This is a genomic window from Mesorhizobium sp. B2-3-12 (assembly GCF_006442205.1).
Lineage (GTDB): Bacteria > Pseudomonadota > Alphaproteobacteria > Rhizobiales > Rhizobiaceae > Mesorhizobium.
Genome location: NZ_VFVR01000002.1, coordinates 957,073 through 977,490, shown reverse-complemented (window position 1 = coordinate 977,490; position 20,418 = coordinate 957,073). Strand labels below are relative to the sequence as shown.

Sequence of the window (20,418 nt, the reverse complement as noted above, 5' to 3'; positions counted from 1 at the left end):
TTGCCGCGGCGAAGCAAGAGATAGGATCCCCATGACAGAAAGAATCACCCTGGCCGAGTCGTTGCCGACAACGGCCGTCGTCCGCGTCTCCCGCGCCAGCTACGAGCCGAGCCGGTTCGCCGAGGTCGACGCCGCGAGCAAGAAGACCTCGGAGTACATAATCCCGGCCATCAGGCGGTTGCCAGGGCTGCTTCATTTTTATGCGGGCGTCTCGCCGAAGGGCTCGATCGTGCAAGTTAGCGTCTGGGACACCGACGAGCATGCGGCACAGTTGGACCATCTGAAGGAGATGGTCGTCGACGGCCGCAGGGACATGGAGGCGGCTGGCGTGACGTTTACCCCGATTTTCAACTACCCGATCGACTGGACCTGGACCGTCTGACCGGGAGCCGAACTCATAACCGGTCAGCGGCCGCGATGCGGACGCAGCGAGAAGGGGCTGAGGAGGCTTTGGCCTGCCTTGCCTATTTGCATTTGGCGATCGAGGACAGCGCCGCCGAAATGCCCTTCAGCGAGAAGACATAGTTGGTGGGGTTGCCGCGGCCCGACTTCGCAGACACCTTCATGTCGGTGCCTGTCTTCATCGCCGCGATCAGCACCGGCTCTTCCGCCGCATTCTCCACCCAGGCCGATTTTCCGCGCGTGAACATCGAGAAGGTCTTCTTGTCGATGGTGACGGTGGCCTTGGAGCCTTCCTGGAAATTATAGCCGGCGATGAACTGCGGCTCATAGGAGACCTGCTGGCCGGGCCGCTGGCTGACGAAGAAGAACATGTCGCCATGGTCGAGCGTCGGCGGCTGCTTGTCGGTCGGCACGGTCAGCACGTAGCAGACCTTGCCGCCCGACGCCTGGTAGCTGTAGGTGCCCCAGGCATTGTGCTGGCCGATCTTGGTCGCCTGCTGCGCCAAGGCCGGCGCCGCCGAGGCCGCCAGGACCAGGCTCGAAACTAGTGCAATCAATCCGCGCATCGTTTTTCCCGTATTCCAAATGGTGCGGAGGCGGGCCGCATGGCGTCCTGCCGTCGCTTCATTTTGATTTAATCTGGGTTACCAAACGGTGAAGTTCCCAAGAGAAAAGGACCTTCACCCCAGGAAACCGCCGCCATTTCCGCGCCGCCGCCTTGTCAGCGGCTGGCACGGCGTCCCTTTGGTGACTTGGAGGCCACGAAAACGGCAAGAGTTTGACTTTTGGCCCGCCGCTGAACGCCCCTGTCCAGGGACCGGGCCGGCGCGGCGGGATTCGGGCCGCGGGACTTAGCTCTTGTCCGCGATCGCGTTCTTGGCGGCCTGCCGGTGCGCCGGCGTGATATGGGCGCTGACGGCGGTGATCGCGGCGGTCAGCACGGCGATGTCGTCGGTGAAGCCCACCCCGAAGATGAAGTCGGGGATGAGGTCCACCGGCAGCACGAAGTAGCCGAGCGCCGCCACCAAGATGCCCTTGGCGCGCAGCGGCGTGTTCTTGTCCATGGCGCAGTAATAGGCGGCGACGACGTCCTCCATGAAGGGGATCTGCCGCGCGGCCTTCTTGGCCGTGCGCCAGAATTTCTCGCGCACTTCGCCCTCGCCGCCCAGCCTGTCGCCAAAGCCGAAGAAGTCAAAACCGGATTCTTGCGCCATCAATCTCTCCTAGCGGGTCTCATGCGCTACCTGGCGCATGCCCGCCGATCAAAATGTGGTGAAAGCCGACCCCGGCTGCAAGATGCGAGCGCCGATTTGGCGGCCCACGCCCGGCCCACAGCACGGACAGCCGGTGTTCAGCCGCCGAAATAGCGGTTCATCTTCTTGGCCAGTTCGATATCGAGCGCCGTCACGCCGCCGGCGTCGTGCGTGTTGAGGGTCACGACGACCGTCTTGTAGACATTCGACCAGTCGGGATGATGGTCCATCTTCTCGGCGGCGAGCGCCACACGGGTCATGAAGGCGAAGGCCTCGGAGAAATTGTTGAAGGTGAAGGTGCGGCCGATCGAGGCGCCGTCCTGTGCCAGCGTCCAGCCGTCAAGCCCGGTGAGCGCGGCTTCGGCGGCTTGCCTGCCCAGTTTCTCTCTCGTCATGTCCGCTTCCTATGCTATGGCGCTGAAGTCGTCACCATAGCGCCGGATCCATGATCGCGAAGCCCATAAATTCCGTTCTTTTCGTCTGCCTCGGCAACATCTGTCGGTCGCCGCTGGCCGAAGGCGTCCTTCGCGCCGTGCTGGCGGAGCGCGGAAACGGTGGGGGTATCGTGCTCGATTCGGCCGCCACCGGCGGCTGGGAGGTCGGATCCGCTCCCGATCCGCGCTCGATCGCCATCGCGTCGCGCCACGGCATCGACATCTCGCGCCAGCGGGCGCGCAGGATCACGCCGGAGGATTTTCACCGCTTCGACCTGATCTTCGGCATGGACCGGTCCAATGTCGCCGACCTGAGAGCGCTGGCGCCGGCGGCGGTGCGCGATCGCATCCACCTGTTCATGGAATTCGCGCAGGGCAGGACGTGCGATGTGCCCGATCCCTATTATGAGGATCAGGAAGCGTTCGCTTCGGTCTACCGCATGATCCGCGAGGCGTCGGAGGCGCTGGCAACACGGCTGGCACGCGTATCGACGCCGGACAGCGGCCAGGCTTCCTCGACGATATAGGGGCCGCCGCCGACCGAATCGCGCGACGACATCAGCACGAAACGGCCGATGCGGAACGGCAGCGTCGAGAAATTGCCGCGCGCCGACAAATATTGGGCGACGTCGAGCGGGCTCGAGTTGCGCAGCCGCGCCAGCGTCACATGCGGCATGAACCTGCGCGGATCGGCGGGAATGCCGAGCCGCTGGCAGATGCGCTCGATCTCGCCCTGAAGGGCGTTGAGATCGGGCGAGGGAAAGGCGCCCGCCCACACCGCATGCGGCTTCTTCTGGCCGAAAGCCCCGACCCCGGACAAGGTCAGCGAGAAGGAAGGGCGGTGGACCCGGTCGAGCGCATTGGCGATCTCGTCGGCGACATGGCCCTGGACATCGCCGATGAAGCGCAGCGTCAGATGGTAGTTTTCGACGTCGATCCAGCGGGCCCCGGGCAGGCCGCCCCGGAGCAGCGACAGCGAAAGGGCGGCATCACGCGGAATTTCGAGGGCGGTGAAAAGACGCGGCATGAAGAGCCTCCCTTCCTCGAATCGAACTGTCATCCCTAGCGAATCATCGATAATCAAATGGAGCAAGTGGTTTGTTGGTCGCAGGCTTTGCTAAAACTTTCCCTAACGGAAGGGCTTTGTCGGATCTCACGAGCCTCCCGGCGCCGCCGCGATGGTCCGCTCGACCGTCGGCAGGACGCGCTCGACCATCAGGTCAACCCCTTTGGCGCTCGGATGCAAGCCGTCCTCGAGTTGCAACCCAGGCTGGCCGGCGACGCCATCGAGAAAGAACGGGTACAGCGTAACGCCGTATTTGGCGGCTAGTTCCGGAAAGACGGCGTCGAAGGCGTTCTGGTAGTCGGCGCCTAGATTGGGCGCCGCCCGCATGCCGGCCAGAAGCACGGCGATCTTGCGCTGCTTCAGCCTGCCCAGCATCTCGTCCAGGTTCCTTTTGGTGATGTCGGGCGAAACGCCGCGCAGCATGTCGTTGGCGCCGAGTTCGAGGATGACCAGTTGCGTGCCGTCGGGCACCGACCAGTCGAGCCGCGCCAGGCCGCCGCTGGACGTGTCGCCCGAGACGCCGGCATTGGCGACGGTGACATCATGGCCCTTGGCGCGAAGGGCTGCCTGCAATTTGTCGGTAAAGCCCTCGCCCGGGCCAAGGCCGTAACCCGCCATCAGGCTGTCACCGAAGCCGACGATCTTGAATGGCTCGGCGCGCGCCGACGAAATGGCGCCGCAAATGGCGAGGAAAACGATCAGGCCTGCGGCAAAGCGGCGTTTGAAAGACATGCGGCAAGCCCCATATGACAATGAATTCTTCCGGCGACGGCTTGCGACAGGCAAAGCCTCACTTCCCATATAGGACGCTTTCATTTTGACAGAAGCCGTCATCGCGCTGCAAGACGTATCCCTGACACTCGGCGAAGGCGCCTCGTCCGTCCATGTGCTGAAGGGCGTCAGCCTCGAGGTGGCACGTGGTGAGGCGACCGGCATCGTCGGTCCGTCGGGGTCCGGCAAGTCGACATTGCTGATGGTGCTGGCAGGGCTGGAGCGAGTCGATGCGGGTGCGGTGCGAATCGCCGGCGAACTGCTCAATGGCAAAACCGAGGATCAGATTGCTTCGTTTCGTGGCCGAAACATTGGCATCGTATTCCAGTCCTTCCATCTCATCCCCAACATGACGGCGCTCGAAAATGTCGCGGTGCCGCTGGAACTGGCCGGCCATGCCGATCCCTTCTCGGTGGCGGAGCGGGAACTGGCGGCCGTGGGCCTGAGCGACCGCGTCACCCATTATCCCGGTGAACTCTCCGGCGGCGAGCAGCAGCGCGTGGCGATCGCCCGGGCGCTGGCACCGTCGCCGCGCATCCTGATCGCCGACGAGCCGACCGGCAATCTCGACCAGGCGACGGGACGGCAGGTCGCCGATCTCCTGTTCGCCAAGGCAGCCGAACGCGGCATGACGCTGGTTCTGGTCACCCACGATCCGGCGCTCGCGGCGCGCTGTTTACGCCAGGTGTCGATGCGCTCCGGCCGCATCGAGGCGCCGGCGCCGATCAAGGTCACCGCCTGATGCCGTTGGCGCGGACCTTGAAGCTCGCCGTCCGCTTCTCGCTGCGCGAGATGCGCGGCGGCCTGTCCGGCTTCCTCATCTTCCTAGCCTGCATCGCGCTCGGCGTCGCGGCTATCGGCGGCGTCAATTCGGTGGCCCGCTCCATCACCGCGGGCGTCGCCGATCAGGGCCAGACGCTGCTTGGCGGCGACCTTCGCTTCCAGATCAACCAGCGCGACGCCAGCCAGGCCGAACTTGGCTTTCTCGATAGGCTGGGCGTCGTTTCGCACAGCGCCGGCATGCGCTCGATGGCGCGGCTTGCCGACGGATCCGACCAGGCGCTGGTCGAGGCCAAGGCGGTCGACGAGGCCTATCCGCTCTTTGGCGCGCTGGAAACCGACCCGGCACTGACGAAGCAGGAACTGTTCGGCGGGCAGTTCGGCGTTTTCGGCGCCGCGGCACCCGACCTTCTGTTCGAACGGCTGCATCTCAAGATCGGCGACCGGCTGAAGCTCGGCACCGCCACCTTCGAATTGCGCGCCAGGCTGGTGGCCGAGCCGGACGCGGTCTCCGACGGCTTCGGTTTCGCGCCAAGGCTGATGATCTCGACCGAGGGGCTGGCCGCGACCGGACTGATCCAGCCGGGCAGCCTGGTGGAGAACGCCTACAAGGTCCGGCTGCCCGCCGATGCCGACGAGGCGCGGCTCAAGGCCATCCAGGACCAGGCGGCCAGGGATTTTCCGGAGGCCGGCTGGTCGATCCGCACACGTGGCAATGCCGCCCCGGCGCTGTCTTCAAACATCGAACGCTTCTCGCAGTTCCTGACGCTGGTCGGGCTCACCGCGCTGGTGGTCGGCGGCGTCGGCGTCGCCAACGCGGTGCGCGCCTATCTCGACGGCAAGCGCGGCGTCATCGCCACTTTCAAGAGCCTGGGAGCGTCCGGCGGCTTCGTCTTTGCCGTTTACCTCGTGCAGATCCTGATCATCGCGCTCATCGGCATCGGCGCCGGCCTGGTGCTGGGCGCGCTGATGCCGTTTGCCGCGAGTGCCGCCCTGCAGTCCGTCATCCCGGTGCCGGCGCAAGGCGGCTTCTATCCCGGCGCGCTCGCCATGGCCGCCCTGTTCGGCCTGCTGGTGACGCTCGCCTTCGCGCTGTTGCCGCTCGGCCGCGCCCGCGACGTGCCGGCAACCGCGCTGTTTAGGGAAATGGGGCTGGAGGGCCGGGGCCTGCCGCGCCCCGTCTATGTCGTTTCAGCGCTCGGCATCGCGCTGTTGCTGGCAGCGCTGGCGATCCTGTTTTCGGGCGACCAGCGCATCGCCTCGATCTTCGTCGGAGCCACTATTTTTGCTTTCCTGGTGCTGCGCGTCGTCGGCGCGCTGGTGCAATGGGCGGCGAGGAAGAGCCCGCGCGTGCGCTTCGTAGCGCTGAGACTGGCCATCGGCAACATCCACCGGCCCGGTGCGCTGACGCCGTCGGTGGTGCTGTCGCTGGGGCTTGGGCTGACGCTGCTGGTGACGCTGGCGCTGATCGACGGCAACCTCAGGCGGCAGATTTCGGGCAACCTGCCGGAGCGGGCACCGAACTTCTTCTTCGTCGACATCCAGGGCAGCGAGGTCGATGCGTTCTCCCAGCTGATCGCCAAGGAGGCGCCGCGGGGAACACTGGCCAAGGTGCCGATGCTGCGCGGCCGGGTGATGGCACTCAACGGCGTCGATGTCGACAAGGTCAAGGTACCGGCCGAGGGCGCCTGGGTGCTTAAGGGCGATCGCGGCCTGACCTATGACACCAGGCAGCCGGAAAACACGACGCTGACCGAGGGCAAATGGTGGCCGGACAATTATGCCGGCGAGCCGCTGGTTTCGTTTTCCGACAAGGAAGGCAAGGAAATCGGCCTGAAGCTCGGCGACACCGTCACCGTCAATGTGCTCGGCCGCAATGTCACGGCCCGGATCGCCAATTTCCGCCAGGTCGAATGGGAGACGATGGGCATCAATTTCGTCATGGTGTTCTCGCCCAACACATTCGCCGGCGCCCCGCATGGCTGGATCGCGACGCTTAATGAAAAGAACGCCTCGACGGCCGACGACGCGCGCGTCCTCAACGCCGTCACCCGCGCTTTCCCGGCCGTGACGACGGTGCGGGTCAAGGACGCGCTCGACATCGTCAACCGGCTGGTCGGCCAGCTCGGCACGGCGATCCGGGCGGCGGCCGGCGTGGCGCTGATCGCCTCGGTCTTGGTGCTGGCCGGCGCGCTTGCCGCCGGCAACCGGGCGCGCATCCATGACGCGGTGGTGCTGAAGACGCTGGGCGCGACACGCACGACGCTGATATCGGCCTTCTCGCTGGAATACATGCTGATCGGGCTCGCCACCGCGATCTTCGCGCTCGCCGCCGGCAGCGCAGCCGCCTGGTACATCGTCGCGCGCATCATGACCCTGCCGTCGCATTTCATGCCGGAAGTGGCGGTGGCGACCATTCTGTTTTCGCTGGTCATCACGGTCGGCATCGGCCTTGCCGGCACCTGGCGGGTGCTCGGCCACAAGGCGGCGCCCGTGCTGCGCAACCTCTGATTCGCCGGTCGGCGCCTGCTTCGTCAGGTTAAATCTTGGTAAGAATGCCGTCCGAAACGGCTGGCGAAGCGGCATTTCGACCCCTCACGAACCGTTACAACGGGTTACGGTCTTGTTCTCGACGCCAATAACCATCATATTCCGCCGCAGGCATGCTGGAGCCCCCCAGCGGCGCCTGGGCCCGCAAGAGGCCCGACACCGGACGGGGCAGAAGCAACGAGGATTTCCAATGGCTGATCCCATTCGCAACTATCAGACGTCGGCGGTGCCCGGCGTCCGCGCCGACATCGATCAGGGTCTGCGCGCCTATATGATCAAGGTCTACAATCTGATGGGGCTTGGCCTGCTCATCACCGGCCTTGCCGCCATCGGCACCATCATGCTGGCCACCACCACCGACCCGGCCTCGGCCGTCGCGACGCTGCCAAGCGGCGAGATGCTGACTTCCTTCGGCTACGCGATCTTCGGCTCGCCGCTGCGCTGGGTTGTCATGCTGGCGCCGCTGGCCGCCGTGTTCTTCCTGTCGTTCAGGATCCAGTCGATGAGCGTCGCCGCCGCGCAGACGACCTTCTGGGTCTATGCCGGACTGGTTGGACTGTCGCTGTCGTCGATCTTCCTGGTCTACACCACGGCCAGCATCTCGCAGACCTTCTTCGCCACCGCCGCTGCTTTCGGCGCGCTGTCGCTGTTCGGCTACACCACCAAGCGCGACCTGTCGGCGATGGGCTCGTTCCTGATCATGGGCGTGTTCGGCATCATCATCGCGTCGGTGATCAACATCTTCCTGCAGTCGTCGGCGCTGACCTTCGCCGTCTCGGCGATCGGCGTGCTGGTGTTCGCCGGCCTCACCGCCTACGACACGCAGAAGATCAAGGAAATGTATTTCGAGGGCGACGCTTCCGATGTCGCGGGCCGCAAGGCCATCATGGGCGCGCTGTCGCTCTACCTCGATTTCATCAACCTGTTCATGTTCCTGCTCCAGTTCATGGGCGACCGCCGCTAAGGCTGGCCTCGTATTTCACTGGACCATCGAGTTTGGAAAGGGCGGCCCAACGGCCGCCCTTTTCTTTTGTGCGGGGCTCTGCTGTTATCGAAAGCACATAAGAGGCTTGCATAAAGAATGAGCAATATCGTGATCAGGCCAGCGATCCCGGCCGACCTCGACGCGATTACGGAAATATACGCCGACGCGGTCGCCAACGGCACGGCGAGCTATGAACTGGAGCCGCCCGCCCGCGCAGAGATGGAGACGCGATTCGCCGCGCTCGCGGCCGGCGGCTATCCCTCCTTGGTGGCGGAAAAGGACGGCGTCGTGCTCGGCTATGCCTATGCCGGCGCCTTCCGCCCGCGCCCGGCCTATCGCTTCATCGTCGAGGATTCGGTCTATGTCGCCCCTGGCGCCAAGGGCCAGGGCGTCGGCCTCAAGCTGATGCGGAGCTTGATCGAAGCGGTCGAGGCGGCGGGCTTTCGCCAGATCGTCGCGGTGATCGGCGATGGCCGCGCCGACAGCGCCTCGGTCAGGCTGCACGAAAAACTCGGCTTTCGCCATTCCGGCCGCCTCGAAGGCTCCGGATACAAGCACGGCCGCTGGCTGGACACGGTGTTCATGCAGCTGTCGCTCAACGGCGGGGCATCGGTGGCGCCCGATCCGGACTCGCTGCCGGAGCGGAAGTTCCGGGGGAGGAATTGAAGAACTGAGGAACTGAGGAACTGAGGAACTGAGGAAGAATGGGCGCCTGCGTAAACGCCGAGCACCTTTTCCTCAATTCTCCAATTCTTCAATTCCCCAGTTCGCAATTCCCCGGTTCACGCCTGCACGACCTTCAACTTCGCGTCGAAGACGCCCAGCACCCGGCCGAGTTCCTGTCCGCGCTTGAGGATGCGCCCCCCCGCCGCGATGACGGCGAAGGCGCCTTGCTTGCGCGCCAGTTTCGGATCCTTGACGATCTGGAACAGCGGCACTTCGCTGGCCCGGCGGAAGACGGAAAAGACAGCGCGGTCCGTGAGATGGTCGATGGCGTAGTCGCGCCATTCATTGGCGGCGACCATGCGTCCGTAGAGCCTCAGGATCTGGTCCAGTTCACGCCGGTCGAAGCGAACCGGCTGGTCGAGGCGTGCATTGCGCGCCTCGTGTAGCGGGATCAATATTGCGGATGCGTCTCCATCCCCCATCCCGCCGCCGTCATCGGTCATGCCTCGATCCTTCAAAATGAATCTTCGCCAACCAAAGTTGGCCCCTTCGGATCGCAATTGCAAGAGCCGGCGAAGCGAAGCGCCGGCGCGCCCTTTCCGTGGCGTCCAGTCACGTTTGTAAAACGCGTGTTGGAATTGGTGATGCTTCGCCACATTTCTGCCTTTTTTTATCCGCGCTCATGCCCCAATGTCCGACGAATTTACCAGCGTTGCCTGAGACGGTTCGGTCCGGCACCGGCTCGTAAACCCCAAGCCCCCCGCCCACGGGTCTGCGTCGGATCGAACCAACCTCGGCCTTTTCCTCGGAAAAGCCAGGTGCGACGATCCCAAAACCTAAATGACCGACGTCAGAAGCAAGCTGGCGTCGGTTTTTTCGTTTTTGGACCTTTTCACACCGGACCGCGACGCAGGCGGAACGCGGCCGAAGCTTACGTTTCGATCTAATTGCGCCGCACCGTGCTTGCCATTTCTCGTTCCACTTAATAGGGTGTTAAGTGAAACGGAGACGGCAATGCCACGCGCATCGGTTTCCACGGCAGAACAGTTTGATGGCGGAGCGGCCGTGCCGCAGACCGGCGGCGTCGGTCCCCGCATCAAGGCATTGCGCACGGCCCGGCGCGTCTCGCTGCGCCAACTTGCCGACATGACCGGCACGACGGCGAGCTTCATCAGCCAGCTCGAGCGCAATCTGTGCGGCGCCAACACCGGGACACTGCTCAAGATCGCCGCCGCTCTCGATCTGGGTATAAACGATCTGTTCGAGGACAATGCCCGGCCCCTGCACAGGGTGCTGAAGCGCGAGGAGCGGCCGGTCGTTCCGGTCGGCGTGCACGGCCGCAAGATGCTCTTGTCGCGGCGGCCGATCCACCAGTTCGAGGTCTATGCCGGTCATTTCGAGGTCGGCGGTTCGACCGGCGACGAGGCCTATGTCCATGGCGGCGAACACGAAATGTTCATGGTGCTCAAGGGCACAGTGGAACTGACGCTTGCCGACGAGCGCCATGTGATGCGCGAGGGCGACAGCGTCGAATACGCGACCTCGGTGCCGCACCGCACGGTCAATGTCGGCGACACGCCGGCCGAGGTGCTGTGGATCATTGGCCCGCCCACCGCCGGCGCGCTCGAACTCGACCAATACAGGCCCGGAAACCGCTCGCATCCGGGTGAATGAAAACAAATGCGAGTTCTGCAATGGGAGAGTTGATCATGAGATTGAGATTTGGGCATGCGGCGTGCGTCGCCGTGCTTCTGGCGGCAACGGCCGCATTGGCGCAATCGAAGCCGGTGGCCGGCGAGGTGGCCGAGGGCTCGCTGAAGGGCAAGACGCTGACGCTCGTCTCCTATGGCGGCATCTACCAGGACGGCCAGGCGGCCGCGCTCAAGGAGTTCGTCGACAAGTCCGGCGTCAAGCTGCTCAATGACGGCCCGACCGAGATCGCCAAACTGCAGGCGCAGGTCGAGTCCGGCAATGTGACATGGGATGTCGTCGATACCGACGATCTGCCGCCCTATGTCTATTGCGGCAAACTGTTCCAGAAGCTGGACCTCACCAAGCTCGACGTCTCGAAAATCCCCGAAGGCCAGGTCGGCGAATGCTCCGTGCCGGCGATGAATTACGGCGTCGTGCTGATGTACAACACCGAAAAGTACAAGGACAATCCGCCCAAGAGCTGGGCCGACTTCTTCGACACGCAGAAATTCCCCGGCGTGCGCGGCATCGACGGCTCCGGCAGCCCGACCGGCGGCTTGCTCGAACAGGCGTTCAAGGTTGCCGGCGGCGACCCCAAGGCGATGACGGTGGCCGATATCGACAAGGCCATCGATGTGGTCCGCAAGCTCGGCCCCGATACCATCTTCTGGAAAACGGGTGCCGAATCGCAGCAGCTCGCCGAATCCGGCGAGGCCGACATGCTGATGATGTGGACCGGCCGCGCCATGACCGCGGTCAAGAACGGCGCCAAATACACGCCGGCTTGGCAGGACTGGCTGGTGGTGATGGATCAGATGACGATCCCTGTCGGCGTCAAGGACACGGACGCGTCCTACGCGCTGCTCAATGCCTATCTCGGCAAGCACGCCCAGGAGATCCTGGCGGAGCAGACGTCCTACACGCCCATCAACAGCGACGCGCAGCCCAAGGTCGACGCCTCCGTTTCCGCGTTCCTGACCAACTCGCCCGAACGCCAGAAGCAGGGCTACAAGCAGAACTTCAAGTTCTGGGTCCCGAACTTCGCGGTGGCGCAGGAAAAGTGGTCCGCACTGATGTCCGGAAACTGACCGGCTGAAGGAACAGAGGCCGTGAGCGCGTCCGAGCCAACCATTCCGGCCGCCGAAAGGCGCCGGGCATGGCGGCCGTTCGCGCTCGCGTTGCCGGCGCTGGTCCTGCTCCTGGCGGTGATCGGTTATCCGCTGCTCACCATCGTCGTGCGCAGCCTGTCCGAGCCGCAGTGGGGTCTGCAGAACTATGTCTGGTTCTTCAGTGTGCCGATCAACCTTGCCGTGCTCCAGCGGACCTTCGTCATCTCGGCCTGGGTCACGCTGGTCTGCGTGGTTTGCGCCTATCCCTATGCCTATCTGATGACCGCGGTCGGACCGCGCGTGCGGTTGCTGCTGCTGTTATGCGTCCTGATCCCGTTTTGGGTGAGCGGCGTGGTGCGCACCCTGTCCTGGGTGATATTGCTGCAGGACTCCGGGGTGATCAACTCGATCCTGCGCTCGCTCGGCTTCGGTGGCGTCAGGCTGATCCGCACCCAGACGGGCGTGGTCATCGGCATGGCGCAGGTGCTTTTGCCGTTCATGATCCTGCCGCTCTATTCGGTCATGAAAGGCATCGATCTCAAGCTGGTGCAAGCCGCGCGCAGCCTCGGGGCGAGGCCGTCACGCGCCTTCCTCACCGTGTATCTGCCGCTGTCGCTGCCTGGCGTCTATGCCGGCGCGGTCATCGTCTTCATCCTGGCGCTCGGCTTCTACATCACGCCAGCCCTGCTCGGCGGGCCGCGCTCGACGATGTTGTCGACGCTGGTGCAGACGCAGGTGCTCAGCCTGCTGCAATGGGGCAGGGGCGGCGCCATGGGCGTCGTGCTGCTGGTCACGACCTTCGTGCTCCTGGCGCTCGCCGCGCCGGTGATGCGCTCCAGGCACCGGCAAGCGGGGCGGCCCTGATGGAGATGAAGCCGCTCACGCGCGTCATGCTGGGCCTTGTCTGCCTGCTGGTGGCCATATGGCTGGTGGCGCCGACGCTGGTCGTGGTGCCGATGTCGTTCAACGAGAACAAATCGCTGGCGTTTCCGCCGCAGGGCTTCTCCTGGCAATGGTACGAAAACTTCGTCACCAATCCGGACTGGTCGAACAGCTTCCTCAATTCGCTGAAGGTCGCGTCGATCGTCGCGGTTGTGGCAACCGTGCTCGGCACGCTTGCCGCCTTTGGCCTCGACCGGATGAAGGCGCGACCGGCAAACCTGCTGCGCATGCTGATGCTGACGCCGATGGTGGTGCCGGGCGTGGTGCTGGCCATCGGCATCTACGCCGTCTATCTCGACACGCGGCTTGTCGGCACGCTGCTCGGCTTCGTGCTTGCCCACACCATCCTGGCACTGCCCTTCGTGCTGATCGCCGTCTCGGCCAATCTCGAAGTCTTCGACAAGCGGCTGGAGACTGCTGCGGCGAGCCTGGGCGCGAATGCGCTCACCACCTTCCGCACGGTGACGCTGCCGCTGATCGCGCCCGGCGTCATGTCGGGCCTGCTGTTCGCCTTCGCCACCTCCTTCGATGAGATCGTCGTGTCGCTGTTCATCACCAATCCGTATCTCAAGACGCTGCCGGTGCAGATCTTCGCTTCGATCACACGCGACGCCGACCCGACGGTCGCGGCCGTCGGCACGATCCTGTTATGCGCAACGACACTCCTGATCGGCGGCGGCATGCTGCTTCTTGGCCGTGAGCGGAAGGGAGCCTCATGAATCCGAAGGCGCAAAATCGCGGTGCGGCGATCGACCTGGAGCAGGTCAGCAAGGCCTACGGCGCCTTCAAGGCGCTCGACGGCGTGTCGCTGCGCATCGAGCCGGGTGAATTCATGACGCTGCTCGGCCCCAGCGGCTCGGGCAAGACGACGACGCTGAACGTGATCGCCGGCTTTACCGACGTGACCAGCGGCAAGCTGCTGGTCGGGGAGAAGAGCGTTGTCGGCGTGCCGGCGCACAAGCGCAACATCGGCGTGGTGTTCCAACACTACGCACTGTTCCCGCACATGACGGTCGACCGCAATGTCGCCTATCCACTGAGGTTGCGCGGCGTCACCGGGGCAGAGCGCGAACGTCGCGTCCGCCACGCGCTCGACATGGTCAAGATGGCGGATTTCGGCCACCGCTATCCCAGCGAGCTTTCGGGCGGCCAGCAGCAGCGCGTGGCGCTCGCCCGCGCAATCGTCTTCGATCCGCCGCTGCTGCTGATGGACGAGCCGCTCGGCGCGCTCGACAAGAAACTGCGTGAATGGCTGCAACTCGAAATCAAGCGCATCCACCGCGAACTCGGCACCACCTTCGTCTATGTCACGCACGACCAGGAAGAGGCGCTGGTGCTGTCGGACCGCATCGCCGTGTTCAACAGGGGCGCCATCGAACAGATCGGCACCGGACGCGAGCTGTATGACGAACCGGCGACGCTGTTCGTCGGCAAGTTCGTTGGCGATTCCACCGTGCTGCGCGGACCAGCCGCCACCTCCGGTGGGGAGACGGCGATCGAGATATCAGGCCAGAAAGTGGCGACAGCCAAGCGGCTCGCCAATGGCGGCAAGCCGGTGATGCTGCTGCGGCCCGAAAAGCTGGCTTTGGCCCGCCCCGGCGCCGGCAACGATGGCCGCAATCGGCTCACGGGGCGTATCGGCGAAGCCATCTATCTCGGCTCGGGCTCGAAATACGAGGTCGATCTGGCCGACGGGTCGAAGGCGATCGTGCGCTCGACGCTTGAGGCGCAGTCCTTCGCCATCGGCGACGAGGTCGATTTGCTGTTCGCCGGCAGCGACGTGAAGCTGCTCGCCGACGACGACAAGGCCGACCTGACGCTCACCTGATTTCGGAACGGATCTCAAAAAAATGCAAGCCAAGCACAATGGCGACGTGTCGTTCTGGTATGCCGATATCGGCGGCGTGCCGGCCTATCGCCCGTCCTTGCCCGGCGACATCGAGGCCGATGTCTGCATCGTCGGCGCAGGCTATACCGGCCTGTGGACCGCATACTATCTGAAGAAGGCGCAGCCTTCGCTGCGCATCGTCATGGTCGAGAAGGAGTTCGCCGGCTTCGGCGCCTCCGGCCGCAATGGCGGCTGGCTGTCGGGCGGCTTCAGCTGGTCGCGCGAGAAATACGCGAAGACATCGTCGCGCGGCGCCGTGATCGACATGCAGCGCGCCATGTTCGGCACGGTCGACGAAGTGATCGCGGTGACGCAAGCCGAGGGCATCGACGCCGATATCCGCCGTGTCGACAACGTCACCGTCGCCACCAACGCCGCGCAATTGCAGCGCGCCAAGGCCGAGTATGAGGAACTGCTGGCCTGGGAGATGCCGCCGGAACGGCTCGCCCTTCTTGACGCGCGCGAGGCGCGCGAGCGCATCGCCATCGACAAGGTGCTGGGCGGTTTCGTGGTGCGCAACGTCGCGCGCGTGCAGCCGGCCAAGCTGGTCCAGGGCCTGGCCGCGGCGGTGGTGCGATCAGGGGTGCCGATCTACGAGCAGACGCAGGTGCTGGCGATCGAGAAGGGCAAGGTCACTACCACCAGAGGCATAGTGCGGGCGCAAAAGATCGTGCGCGCCACCGAGGGGTTCACGGCGGGCATTCCCGGCTATGAGCGTCTCTGGCTGCCGCTGAACAGCGCCATCGTGGTGACGGAGAAGCTGCCGCGGGAACTCTGGGACAAGATCGGCTGGAACGGCTACGAGGTGCTGGGCGATGCCGCCCACACCTATTGCTACGCGCAGCGCACGCGCGAAGGCCGCATCGCCATGGGCGGCCGTGGCGTGCCCTACCGCTTCGGCTCGCGCACCGATGTGCGGGGCCAGACCCAGCAGGCGACCATCGACCAGCTGCACGAGGTGCTGACCAGGCTGTTGCCGCAGACCAAGGGCGTGCGCCTCGACCATGCCTGGTGCGGGACGCTTGGCGTGCCGCGCGACTGGTGCACCACGTCGGGCTTCGACCGCGAGACCGGCATCGGCTGGGCCGGCGGCTATGTCGGGCTCGGCGTCTCGAGTTCCAACCTGTCGGGCCGCACCTTGCGCGACCTCGTGCTCGGCCATGACACCGAGCTGACCCGGCTGCCCTGGGTCAACCGCACGGTGAAAAAATGGGAGCCGGAGCCGCTGCGCTGGCTGGGCGTCCACACCATGTACCAGCTCTATCGCATCGCCGACCGGCGTGAAGCAAACGGCTTGGGCCGGACCTCACGTCTTGCGGCCCTTGCCGATCGCCTGACCGGACATTGAACTCATTCGTGCCAGAATGCGTAAGGGCTTCCGTCTGGAAATGCCCCGAACCGGTGACGTTACAGTTTTCGATCGAGGGAGGTCTCGGGCTTGTGGATGAAAGCCGCACCCAGGATGGGTCCCGGAAGGCCATCCTTGCCGACCGACTGCAGGAGCACGGCGGAGCCGCCCTTCTTGGTGATCTCGCTCAGCGGCAATTCGAAGCGCTGCGCCTTGCCGTGCCACATGCCGGCGGTCTGGATACCGGTGACCGCGTTCCAATAGGTCATCTTGCGGCCGGAGTTCTCACCCTCGGCGATCTTGACCGTCTGCGGCGCGTCGAAATAGACGATGACGACATGGGCGTCGTTCGGACCGGTGCCGGCATCACCGGTGTCGATGATCACGCGGTCGCCGGTGCGGCTGACCTTGACGGGAACACGCATGCCTTCGCCGGCACGGGCCATGCGGGCAAGCGCGCCGTCGACCTCGCCGCGATTGGCGCCGTTGACATGCATGCGGCCGTTCAGGACCGCTTGCGGCGTATAGACGGAGCGGCTGCTGAAGTAGCGCATATAGTCATATTGCCGCTCGGTGTTTTCCTTGTGGCTCAGCGTGTCCTTCCAGCCGAGATAATCCCAGTAATCGACGTGATAGGCGAGCGCGACAAGGTCCTGCCTGGTGGCGAGTTCGGCGAAGAACGCGTCCGCCGGCGGGCAGGAGCTGCAGCCCTGGCTGGTGAACAGTTCGACCACGCCGAGCGGCTTGTCCTGCTGGGGCTTGTCTGCCTGGGTTCGTTCGGCCTCGCCCGCATGGCCGGCGCCGGCAAGCGCCGAGAGAGCCAGCGCGAAGGCTGCCAGCCACAGTGATCTTCGCGAAGCCATGACCATTCCAATTCCCGCCGGTGACGCCGGCTTTGTTCTGCTTTGCCGAAATATGTGGCAGAACGGGAAGTCAACGGGAAGTCACGTTGCGGTGAAATTTTTCCGTTGCAACCGTGAGGTAAGGCCGCAATAGGAGAAGCCACTGCATTTCAAGGCGTGGTTCGATTCAGCGGCGGCATCATCCCCATGTGGCAGGTTCTCCTCACTCCCGTCGATCTCTATTGCGAGCGAACCGGCCCTGGACTTTGGTCCGAGCCGGTCAATGCTTTGACGAACCTTGCCTTCATCGCCGCAGGACTGTGGGGCGTGCGGGAGGTACGGCGCTGCAAGACCGGCACCTTCGCCGAGATTCTGGCCTGGTGGGTGGTGGCGATCGGTATCGGCTCGACCATCTTCCATACCTTCGCCACGAGAGGCACGGTCTGGGTCGACGTGCTGCCGATCGCGGGTTTCACGCTGGCCTATACGCTGTTCAACCTGCGTCGCTTCCTCGGCCTGGATTGGGGCAAGGCAATCGTTGTTTTCATTGTCTTCTATGTCGTTGCCGGGGCGATTACCTTTGCAGTGCCGGACTGGCTGCACCAGGCATCGAACGGCACGACGGGTTATCTGCCGCCATTCCTGGCGCTGGCCTTCTTCGGTGTCTGGGTGACGGTCAGCGGCAACCGGGCCGGCTGGTACAATCTGACGGGGTCGGCGATCTTCGTCGTCTCCGTCATCTGCCGCATGATCGACCCGCTGGTCTGCGCCAGCTTTCCGCTCGGCACGCACTTCCTGTGGCACGTGCTGAACGGGCTGATGCTGGGGGTGCTTTTGGCTGCCGTGGCGCGGTTTGGAGCGCCGAAGGTAAGTGAGTAGTGAGTAGGTTCTTCCCTACGTCCTACTCACTACTCACTATTTTCTACGCAGCCAGATCGCGCAGCACGTATTGCAAGATGCCGCCGTTCTTGAAGTAGTCGAGCTCATCCAGCGTATCGATGCGGCAGATGATCGGCACGTTCTTCACCGTGCCGTCCCCATAGGTGATCTTGGCGGTCATCGTCTGGCGTGGCTTGATCGCGTCCAGCCCGTCGATCTCGACCAGCTCGTCGCCCTTGAGGTTGAGCGAAGCCCATGAGGTGCCTTCCTCGAAGACGAAGGGGATGACGCCCATGCCGACCAGGTTCGAGCGGTGGATGCGCTCGAAGGACTGGGCGATGACGGCGCGGACACCCAAGAGGTTGGTGCCCTTGGCCGCCCAGTCGCGCGACGAGCCATTGCCGTATTCGACGCCGGCGAAGATGACCAGCGGCACGCCTTCCTTCTTGTATTCCATCGCCGCGTCGTAGATCGATTCCTCTTCCTTGGTGGGATAGTGGATGGTGTAGCCGCCCTCGCGGCCGTTCTCGCCCAGCATGTGGTTGCGGATGCGGATGTTGGCGAAGGTGCCGCGCATCATCACCTCATGGTTGCCGCGCCGCGTGCCGTACTGGTTGAAGTCGGCAACGCCGACGCCATGGTCGGTGAGGTATTTGCCGGCCGGCGACGCCGCCTTGATCGAGCCGGCCGGCGAGATGTGATCGGTGGTGATCTTGTCGCCGAACAGGCCGAGCACGCGGGCGCCCTTGATGTCGCCGATCTTGCCGAAGCCCGTGGTCATGCCGGCGAAGTAGGGCGGGTTCTGCACATAGGTCGAATTGTTGTCCCAGGCATAGGTCTGGCCTTCCGGCGCCTTGACGTTCTGCCAGTACTCGTCGCCCTTGAAGACGTCGGCATATTTGCGGGCGAACAGCTCGCGAGTGACGTTCTTCTCGATGAACTCCTGGATCTCGGCCGAGCTTGGCCAGATATCCTTGAGATAGACCGGATTGCCGTTCTTGTCGTCGCCGAGCGGCTCCGTGGTCAGGTCCTTGGTCACCGTGCCGGCCAAGGCATGGGCGACGACCAGCGGCGGCGAGGCCAGATAGTTGGCCTGAACGTCGGGCGAGACGCGGCCTTCGAAGTTGCGGTTGCCGGAGAGCACCGCGGCGGCGATCAAACCCTTGTCGTTGATGGTCTTGGAGATCGGCGCCGGCAGCGGGCCGGAATTGCCGATGCAGGTGGTGCAGCCGAAGCCCACCAGGTTGAAGCCGATCTGGTCGAGCTCCTTCTGCAGGCCCGACTTCTCCAGATATTCGGCCACCACCTGGCTGCCGGGGGCCAGCGAGGTTTTCACCCACGGCTTCTGCTTCAAACCGAGGCGGTTGGCGTTGCGGGCAAGCAGCCCGGCGCCGATCAGCACCGATGGGTTCGAGGTGTTGGTGCACGAGGTGATGGCGGCGATGACGACGTCGCCATGGCCGAGATCATGGTCGGTGCCTTCGACGGCGTAGCGCTTGGAGATTTCCGCGGCCTTCCTGTACTCGGTATCCATCGCCTTGGCGAAGCCGGCCGGAATGCCTTCGAGCGCGACACGGCCTTCCGGACGCTTGGGGCCGGCCATCGACGGTACGACGCTGTCGAGTTCCAGTTCGAGCAGGTCGGTGAAGACCGGGTCGGTGGAGCCCGCCTCGCGCCACATGCCTTGCGCCTTGGCATAGGCTTCGACCAGGGCGATGCGGCTTTCCTCGCGACCCGACATTGTGAGGTAGCGAATGGTTTCCGAATCGACCGGGAAGAAGCCGCAGGTGGCGCCGTATTCGGGCGCCATGTTGCCGATGGTGGCGCGGTCGGCCAGCGTCATGTTGGAGAGGCCGGGGCCGAAGAACTCGACGAACTTGCCGACGACACCCTTCTTGCGCAGCATCTGGGTGACGGTGAGCACGAGGTCGGTGGCGGTGACGCCCTCCTTCAGCTTGCCGGTGAGGCGGAAGCCGATGACTTCGGGCAGCAGCATGGAGACCGGCTGGCCGAGCATGGCCGCCTCGGCCTCGATGCCGCCGACGCCCCAGCCGAGCACGCCAAGACCGTTGATCATGGTGGTGTGCGAATCGGTGCCGACGCAGGTGTCGGGATAGGCCGTCGTTTCGCCGTCCTCGGTGTTGGTCCACACCACCTGGCCGAGATATTCGAGGTTGACCTGGTGGCAGATGCCTGTGCCGGGCGGCACGACGCGGAAGTTGCGGAACGCCTGCTGGCCCCATTTCAGGAACTTGTAGCGCTCTTCGTTGCGCTCATATTCGAGCTCGACATTGCGGGCGAAGGCCATCGGCGTGCCGAACTCGTCAACGATGACGGAATGGTCGATGACGAGGTCGACCGGCACCAGCGGGTTGATCTTCTGCGGGTCGCCGCCGAGCGAAGCCATGGCGTCGCGCATCGCGGCAAGGTCGACCACGGCCGGGACGCCGGTGAAATCCTGCATCAGGACGCGGGCCGGGCGATAGGCGATCTCGACGCCGGCGGTGCCCTTGTCGGTCAGCCAGCCGGCCACCGCCTGGATGCTCTCCTTGGTGACAGAGCGGCCATCCTCGTTGCGTAGCAGGTTCTCCAGCAGCACCTTCATCGAATAGGGCAGCTGGGCAATGCCGGTGAGGCCGTTCTTCTCGGCCTCGACGAGGTCGAAATAGACATACTCGGCGTCGCCCGCCTTCAGCGTGCGGCGGCAATTGAAACTGTCGAGGGATTTTGACACGTGCGATCCTTGTCTGTTCAGCCTGAAAGGGAACGGACGCCGATGGCATGCAATCACGCGCAAAGGTGCGGGTACGG

General features: G+C 64.4%; 21 protein-coding genes. 13 read left to right on the top strand and 8 right to left on the bottom strand.

The features are described 5' to 3' along the window. Positions 1-31 precede the first annotated feature (31 nt). On the top strand, positions 32-382 hold the full coding sequence (locus FJ948_RS10080; protein ID WP_140703775.1) for a hypothetical protein: 351 nt from the start codon (positions 32-34) through the stop codon (positions 380-382). A gap of 82 nt (positions 383-464) precedes the next feature. Here FJ948_RS10080 and FJ948_RS10075 read toward each other — a convergent pair whose 3' ends face one another. From FJ948_RS10075 to FJ948_RS10065, 3 genes are all read right to left on the bottom strand, one after another. Further along, positions 465-968 (bottom strand): invasion associated locus B family protein, encoded by a 504-nt coding sequence (locus FJ948_RS10075; RefSeq protein WP_127278701.1) that lies wholly within the window; start codon positions 966-968, stop codon positions 465-467. A gap of 285 nt (positions 969-1,253) precedes the next feature. Then, positions 1,254-1,616 (bottom strand): YkvA family protein, encoded by a 363-nt coding sequence (locus FJ948_RS10070; RefSeq protein WP_140703773.1) that lies wholly within the window; start codon positions 1,614-1,616, stop codon positions 1,254-1,256. Positions 1,617-1,753: 137 nt separating this feature from the next. Further along, positions 1,754-2,050, bottom strand: coding sequence for a 4a-hydroxytetrahydrobiopterin dehydratase (locus FJ948_RS10065; protein ID WP_140703771.1), 297 nt, complete (start codon positions 2,048-2,050; stop codon positions 1,754-1,756). Positions 2,051-2,100: 50 nt separating this feature from the next. On the opposite strand from FJ948_RS10065, the gene FJ948_RS10060 reads away from it, so the two are divergent. Continuing rightward, positions 2,101-2,616 (top strand): low molecular weight protein-tyrosine-phosphatase, encoded by a 516-nt coding sequence (locus FJ948_RS10060; protein WP_140703769.1) that lies wholly within the window; start codon positions 2,101-2,103, stop codon positions 2,614-2,616. Here FJ948_RS10060 and thpR read toward each other — a convergent pair. Then, positions 2,523-3,116, bottom strand: coding sequence for an RNA 2',3'-cyclic phosphodiesterase (thpR, locus tag FJ948_RS10055; protein WP_140703767.1), 594 nt, complete (start codon positions 3,114-3,116; stop codon positions 2,523-2,525). The genes FJ948_RS10060 and thpR overlap by 94 nt on opposite strands. A gap of 126 nt (positions 3,117-3,242) precedes the next feature. Further along, complete coding sequence (locus tag FJ948_RS10050; RefSeq protein WP_140703765.1) at positions 3,243-3,887, bottom strand: arylesterase; 645 nt, start codon at positions 3,885-3,887, stop codon at positions 3,243-3,245. An 85-nt stretch (positions 3,888-3,972) separates the two neighbouring features. On the opposite strand from FJ948_RS10050, the gene FJ948_RS10045 reads away from it, so the two are divergent. The 4 genes from FJ948_RS10045 (at position 3,973) to FJ948_RS10030 (ending at position 8,907) form a co-directional block, all read left to right on the top strand. Beyond that, on the top strand, positions 3,973-4,668 hold the full coding sequence (locus tag FJ948_RS10045; protein WP_140703763.1) for an ABC transporter ATP-binding protein: 696 nt from the start codon (positions 3,973-3,975) through the stop codon (positions 4,666-4,668). Beyond that, positions 4,668-7,217, top strand: a complete 2,550-nt coding sequence (locus tag FJ948_RS10040; RefSeq protein ID WP_140703761.1) for an ABC transporter permease — start codon at positions 4,668-4,670, stop codon at positions 7,215-7,217. The genes FJ948_RS10045 and FJ948_RS10040 overlap by 1 nt, the downstream gene beginning before the upstream one ends. A 229-nt stretch (positions 7,218-7,446) precedes the next feature. Continuing rightward, complete coding sequence (locus FJ948_RS10035; protein ID WP_140703759.1) at positions 7,447-8,220, top strand: Bax inhibitor-1/YccA family protein; 774 nt, start codon at positions 7,447-7,449, stop codon at positions 8,218-8,220. Positions 8,221-8,337: 117 nt separating this feature from the next. Beyond that, positions 8,338-8,907: a GNAT family N-acetyltransferase gene (locus FJ948_RS10030; protein ID WP_140703757.1), complete on the top strand. Its 570-nt coding sequence runs from the start codon at positions 8,338-8,340 to the stop codon at positions 8,905-8,907. A gap of 116 nt (positions 8,908-9,023) precedes the next feature. Here FJ948_RS10030 and FJ948_RS10025 read toward each other — a convergent pair whose 3' ends face one another. Continuing rightward, the gene (locus FJ948_RS10025; protein ID WP_140703755.1) at positions 9,024-9,410 is read right to left on the bottom strand and encodes a DUF2794 domain-containing protein; all 387 of its coding nucleotides are present in this window, start codon (positions 9,408-9,410) and stop codon (positions 9,024-9,026) included. A gap of 511 nt (positions 9,411-9,921) precedes the next feature. On the opposite strand from FJ948_RS10025, the gene FJ948_RS10020 reads away from it, so the two are divergent. From FJ948_RS10020 to FJ948_RS09995, 6 genes are read left to right on the top strand one after another with little or no spacing between them, the layout of a single operon-like run. Then, entirely contained in the window at positions 9,922-10,581 is a 660-nt protein-coding gene (locus tag FJ948_RS10020) for an XRE family transcriptional regulator (protein WP_140703753.1), read from the top strand. A 35-nt stretch (positions 10,582-10,616) separates the two neighbouring features. Then, positions 10,617-11,687: an extracellular solute-binding protein gene (locus FJ948_RS10015; RefSeq protein ID WP_181173616.1), complete on the top strand. Its 1,071-nt coding sequence runs from the start codon at positions 10,617-10,619 to the stop codon at positions 11,685-11,687. 21 nt (positions 11,688-11,708) lie between these two features. Then, positions 11,709-12,572, top strand: a complete 864-nt coding sequence (locus FJ948_RS10010; protein ID WP_140703749.1) for an ABC transporter permease — start codon at positions 11,709-11,711, stop codon at positions 12,570-12,572. Further along, positions 12,572-13,369, top strand: coding sequence for an ABC transporter permease (locus tag FJ948_RS10005; RefSeq protein WP_140703747.1), 798 nt, complete (start codon positions 12,572-12,574; stop codon positions 13,367-13,369). The genes FJ948_RS10010 and FJ948_RS10005 overlap by 1 nt, the downstream gene beginning before the upstream one ends. Further along, on the top strand, positions 13,366-14,478 hold the full coding sequence (locus FJ948_RS10000; protein ID WP_140703745.1) for an ABC transporter ATP-binding protein: 1,113 nt from the start codon (positions 13,366-13,368) through the stop codon (positions 14,476-14,478). The genes FJ948_RS10005 and FJ948_RS10000 overlap by 4 nt, the downstream gene beginning before the upstream one ends. A gap of 22 nt (positions 14,479-14,500) precedes the next feature. After that, on the top strand, positions 14,501-15,886 hold the full coding sequence (locus FJ948_RS09995) for an FAD-binding oxidoreductase (RefSeq protein ID WP_140703743.1): 1,386 nt from the start codon (positions 14,501-14,503) through the stop codon (positions 15,884-15,886). 59 nt (positions 15,887-15,945) lie between these two features. Here the strand turns inward: FJ948_RS09995 and FJ948_RS09990 are convergent, their stop codons facing one another. Next, entirely contained in the window at positions 15,946-16,755 is an 810-nt protein-coding gene (locus FJ948_RS09990; protein ID WP_140703741.1) for a thioredoxin family protein, read from the bottom strand. A 180-nt stretch (positions 16,756-16,935) separates the two neighbouring features. Here FJ948_RS09990 and FJ948_RS09985 point away from each other — a divergent pair, with 180 nt between their 5' ends. Further along, positions 16,936-17,607 carry a ceramidase domain-containing protein gene (locus tag FJ948_RS09985; protein WP_140703740.1) on the top strand — a complete coding sequence of 224 codons (672 nt, stop codon included), beginning with the start codon at positions 16,936-16,938 and terminating at the stop codon, positions 17,605-17,607. Between the two features lie 43 nt (positions 17,608-17,650). Here the strand turns inward: FJ948_RS09985 and acnA are convergent, their stop codons facing one another. Continuing rightward, positions 17,651-20,341, bottom strand: coding sequence for an aconitate hydratase AcnA (gene acnA, locus FJ948_RS09980; RefSeq protein ID WP_140703738.1), 2,691 nt, complete (start codon positions 20,339-20,341; stop codon positions 17,651-17,653). Positions 20,342-20,418: the final 77 nt, after the last annotated feature.

Bases quoted from the DNA above. Each gene is read 5' to 3' on its own strand.
- FJ948_RS10080 (WP_140703775.1), top strand. From the start codon at position 32: ATGACAGAAAGAATCACCCTGGCCGAGTCGTTGCCGACAACGGCCGTC.
- FJ948_RS10075 (WP_127278701.1), bottom strand. From the start codon at position 968: ATGCGCGGATTGATTGCACTAGTTTCGAGCCTGGTCCTGGCGGCCTCG.
- FJ948_RS10070 (WP_140703773.1), bottom strand. From the start codon at position 1,616: ATGGCGCAAGAATCCGGTTTTGACTTCTTCGGCTTTGGCGACAGGCTG.
- FJ948_RS10065 (WP_140703771.1), bottom strand. From the start codon at position 2,050: ATGACGAGAGAGAAACTGGGCAGGCAAGCCGCCGAAGCCGCGCTCACC.
- FJ948_RS10060 (WP_140703769.1), top strand. From the start codon at position 2,101: ATGATCGCGAAGCCCATAAATTCCGTTCTTTTCGTCTGCCTCGGCAAC.
- thpR (WP_140703767.1), bottom strand. From the start codon at position 3,116: ATGCCGCGTCTTTTCACCGCCCTCGAAATTCCGCGTGATGCCGCCCTT.
- FJ948_RS10050 (WP_140703765.1), bottom strand. From the start codon at position 3,887: ATGTCTTTCAAACGCCGCTTTGCCGCAGGCCTGATCGTTTTCCTCGCC.
- FJ948_RS10040 (WP_140703761.1), top strand. From the start codon at position 4,668: ATGCCGTTGGCGCGGACCTTGAAGCTCGCCGTCCGCTTCTCGCTGCGC.
- FJ948_RS10035 (WP_140703759.1), top strand. From the start codon at position 7,447: ATGGCTGATCCCATTCGCAACTATCAGACGTCGGCGGTGCCCGGCGTC.
- FJ948_RS10030 (WP_140703757.1), top strand. From the start codon at position 8,338: ATGAGCAATATCGTGATCAGGCCAGCGATCCCGGCCGACCTCGACGCG.
- FJ948_RS10025 (WP_140703755.1), bottom strand. From the start codon at position 9,410: ATGACCGATGACGGCGGCGGGATGGGGGATGGAGACGCATCCGCAATA.
- FJ948_RS10020 (WP_140703753.1), top strand. From the start codon at position 9,922: ATGCCACGCGCATCGGTTTCCACGGCAGAACAGTTTGATGGCGGAGCG.
- FJ948_RS10015 (WP_181173616.1), top strand. From the start codon at position 10,617: ATGAGATTGAGATTTGGGCATGCGGCGTGCGTCGCCGTGCTTCTGGCG.
- FJ948_RS10005 (WP_140703747.1), top strand. From the start codon at position 12,572: ATGGAGATGAAGCCGCTCACGCGCGTCATGCTGGGCCTTGTCTGCCTG.
- FJ948_RS10000 (WP_140703745.1), top strand. From the start codon at position 13,366: ATGAATCCGAAGGCGCAAAATCGCGGTGCGGCGATCGACCTGGAGCAG.
- FJ948_RS09995 (WP_140703743.1), top strand. From the start codon at position 14,501: ATGCAAGCCAAGCACAATGGCGACGTGTCGTTCTGGTATGCCGATATC.
- FJ948_RS09990 (WP_140703741.1), bottom strand. From the start codon at position 16,755: ATGGTCATGGCTTCGCGAAGATCACTGTGGCTGGCAGCCTTCGCGCTG.
- FJ948_RS09985 (WP_140703740.1), top strand. From the start codon at position 16,936: ATGTGGCAGGTTCTCCTCACTCCCGTCGATCTCTATTGCGAGCGAACC.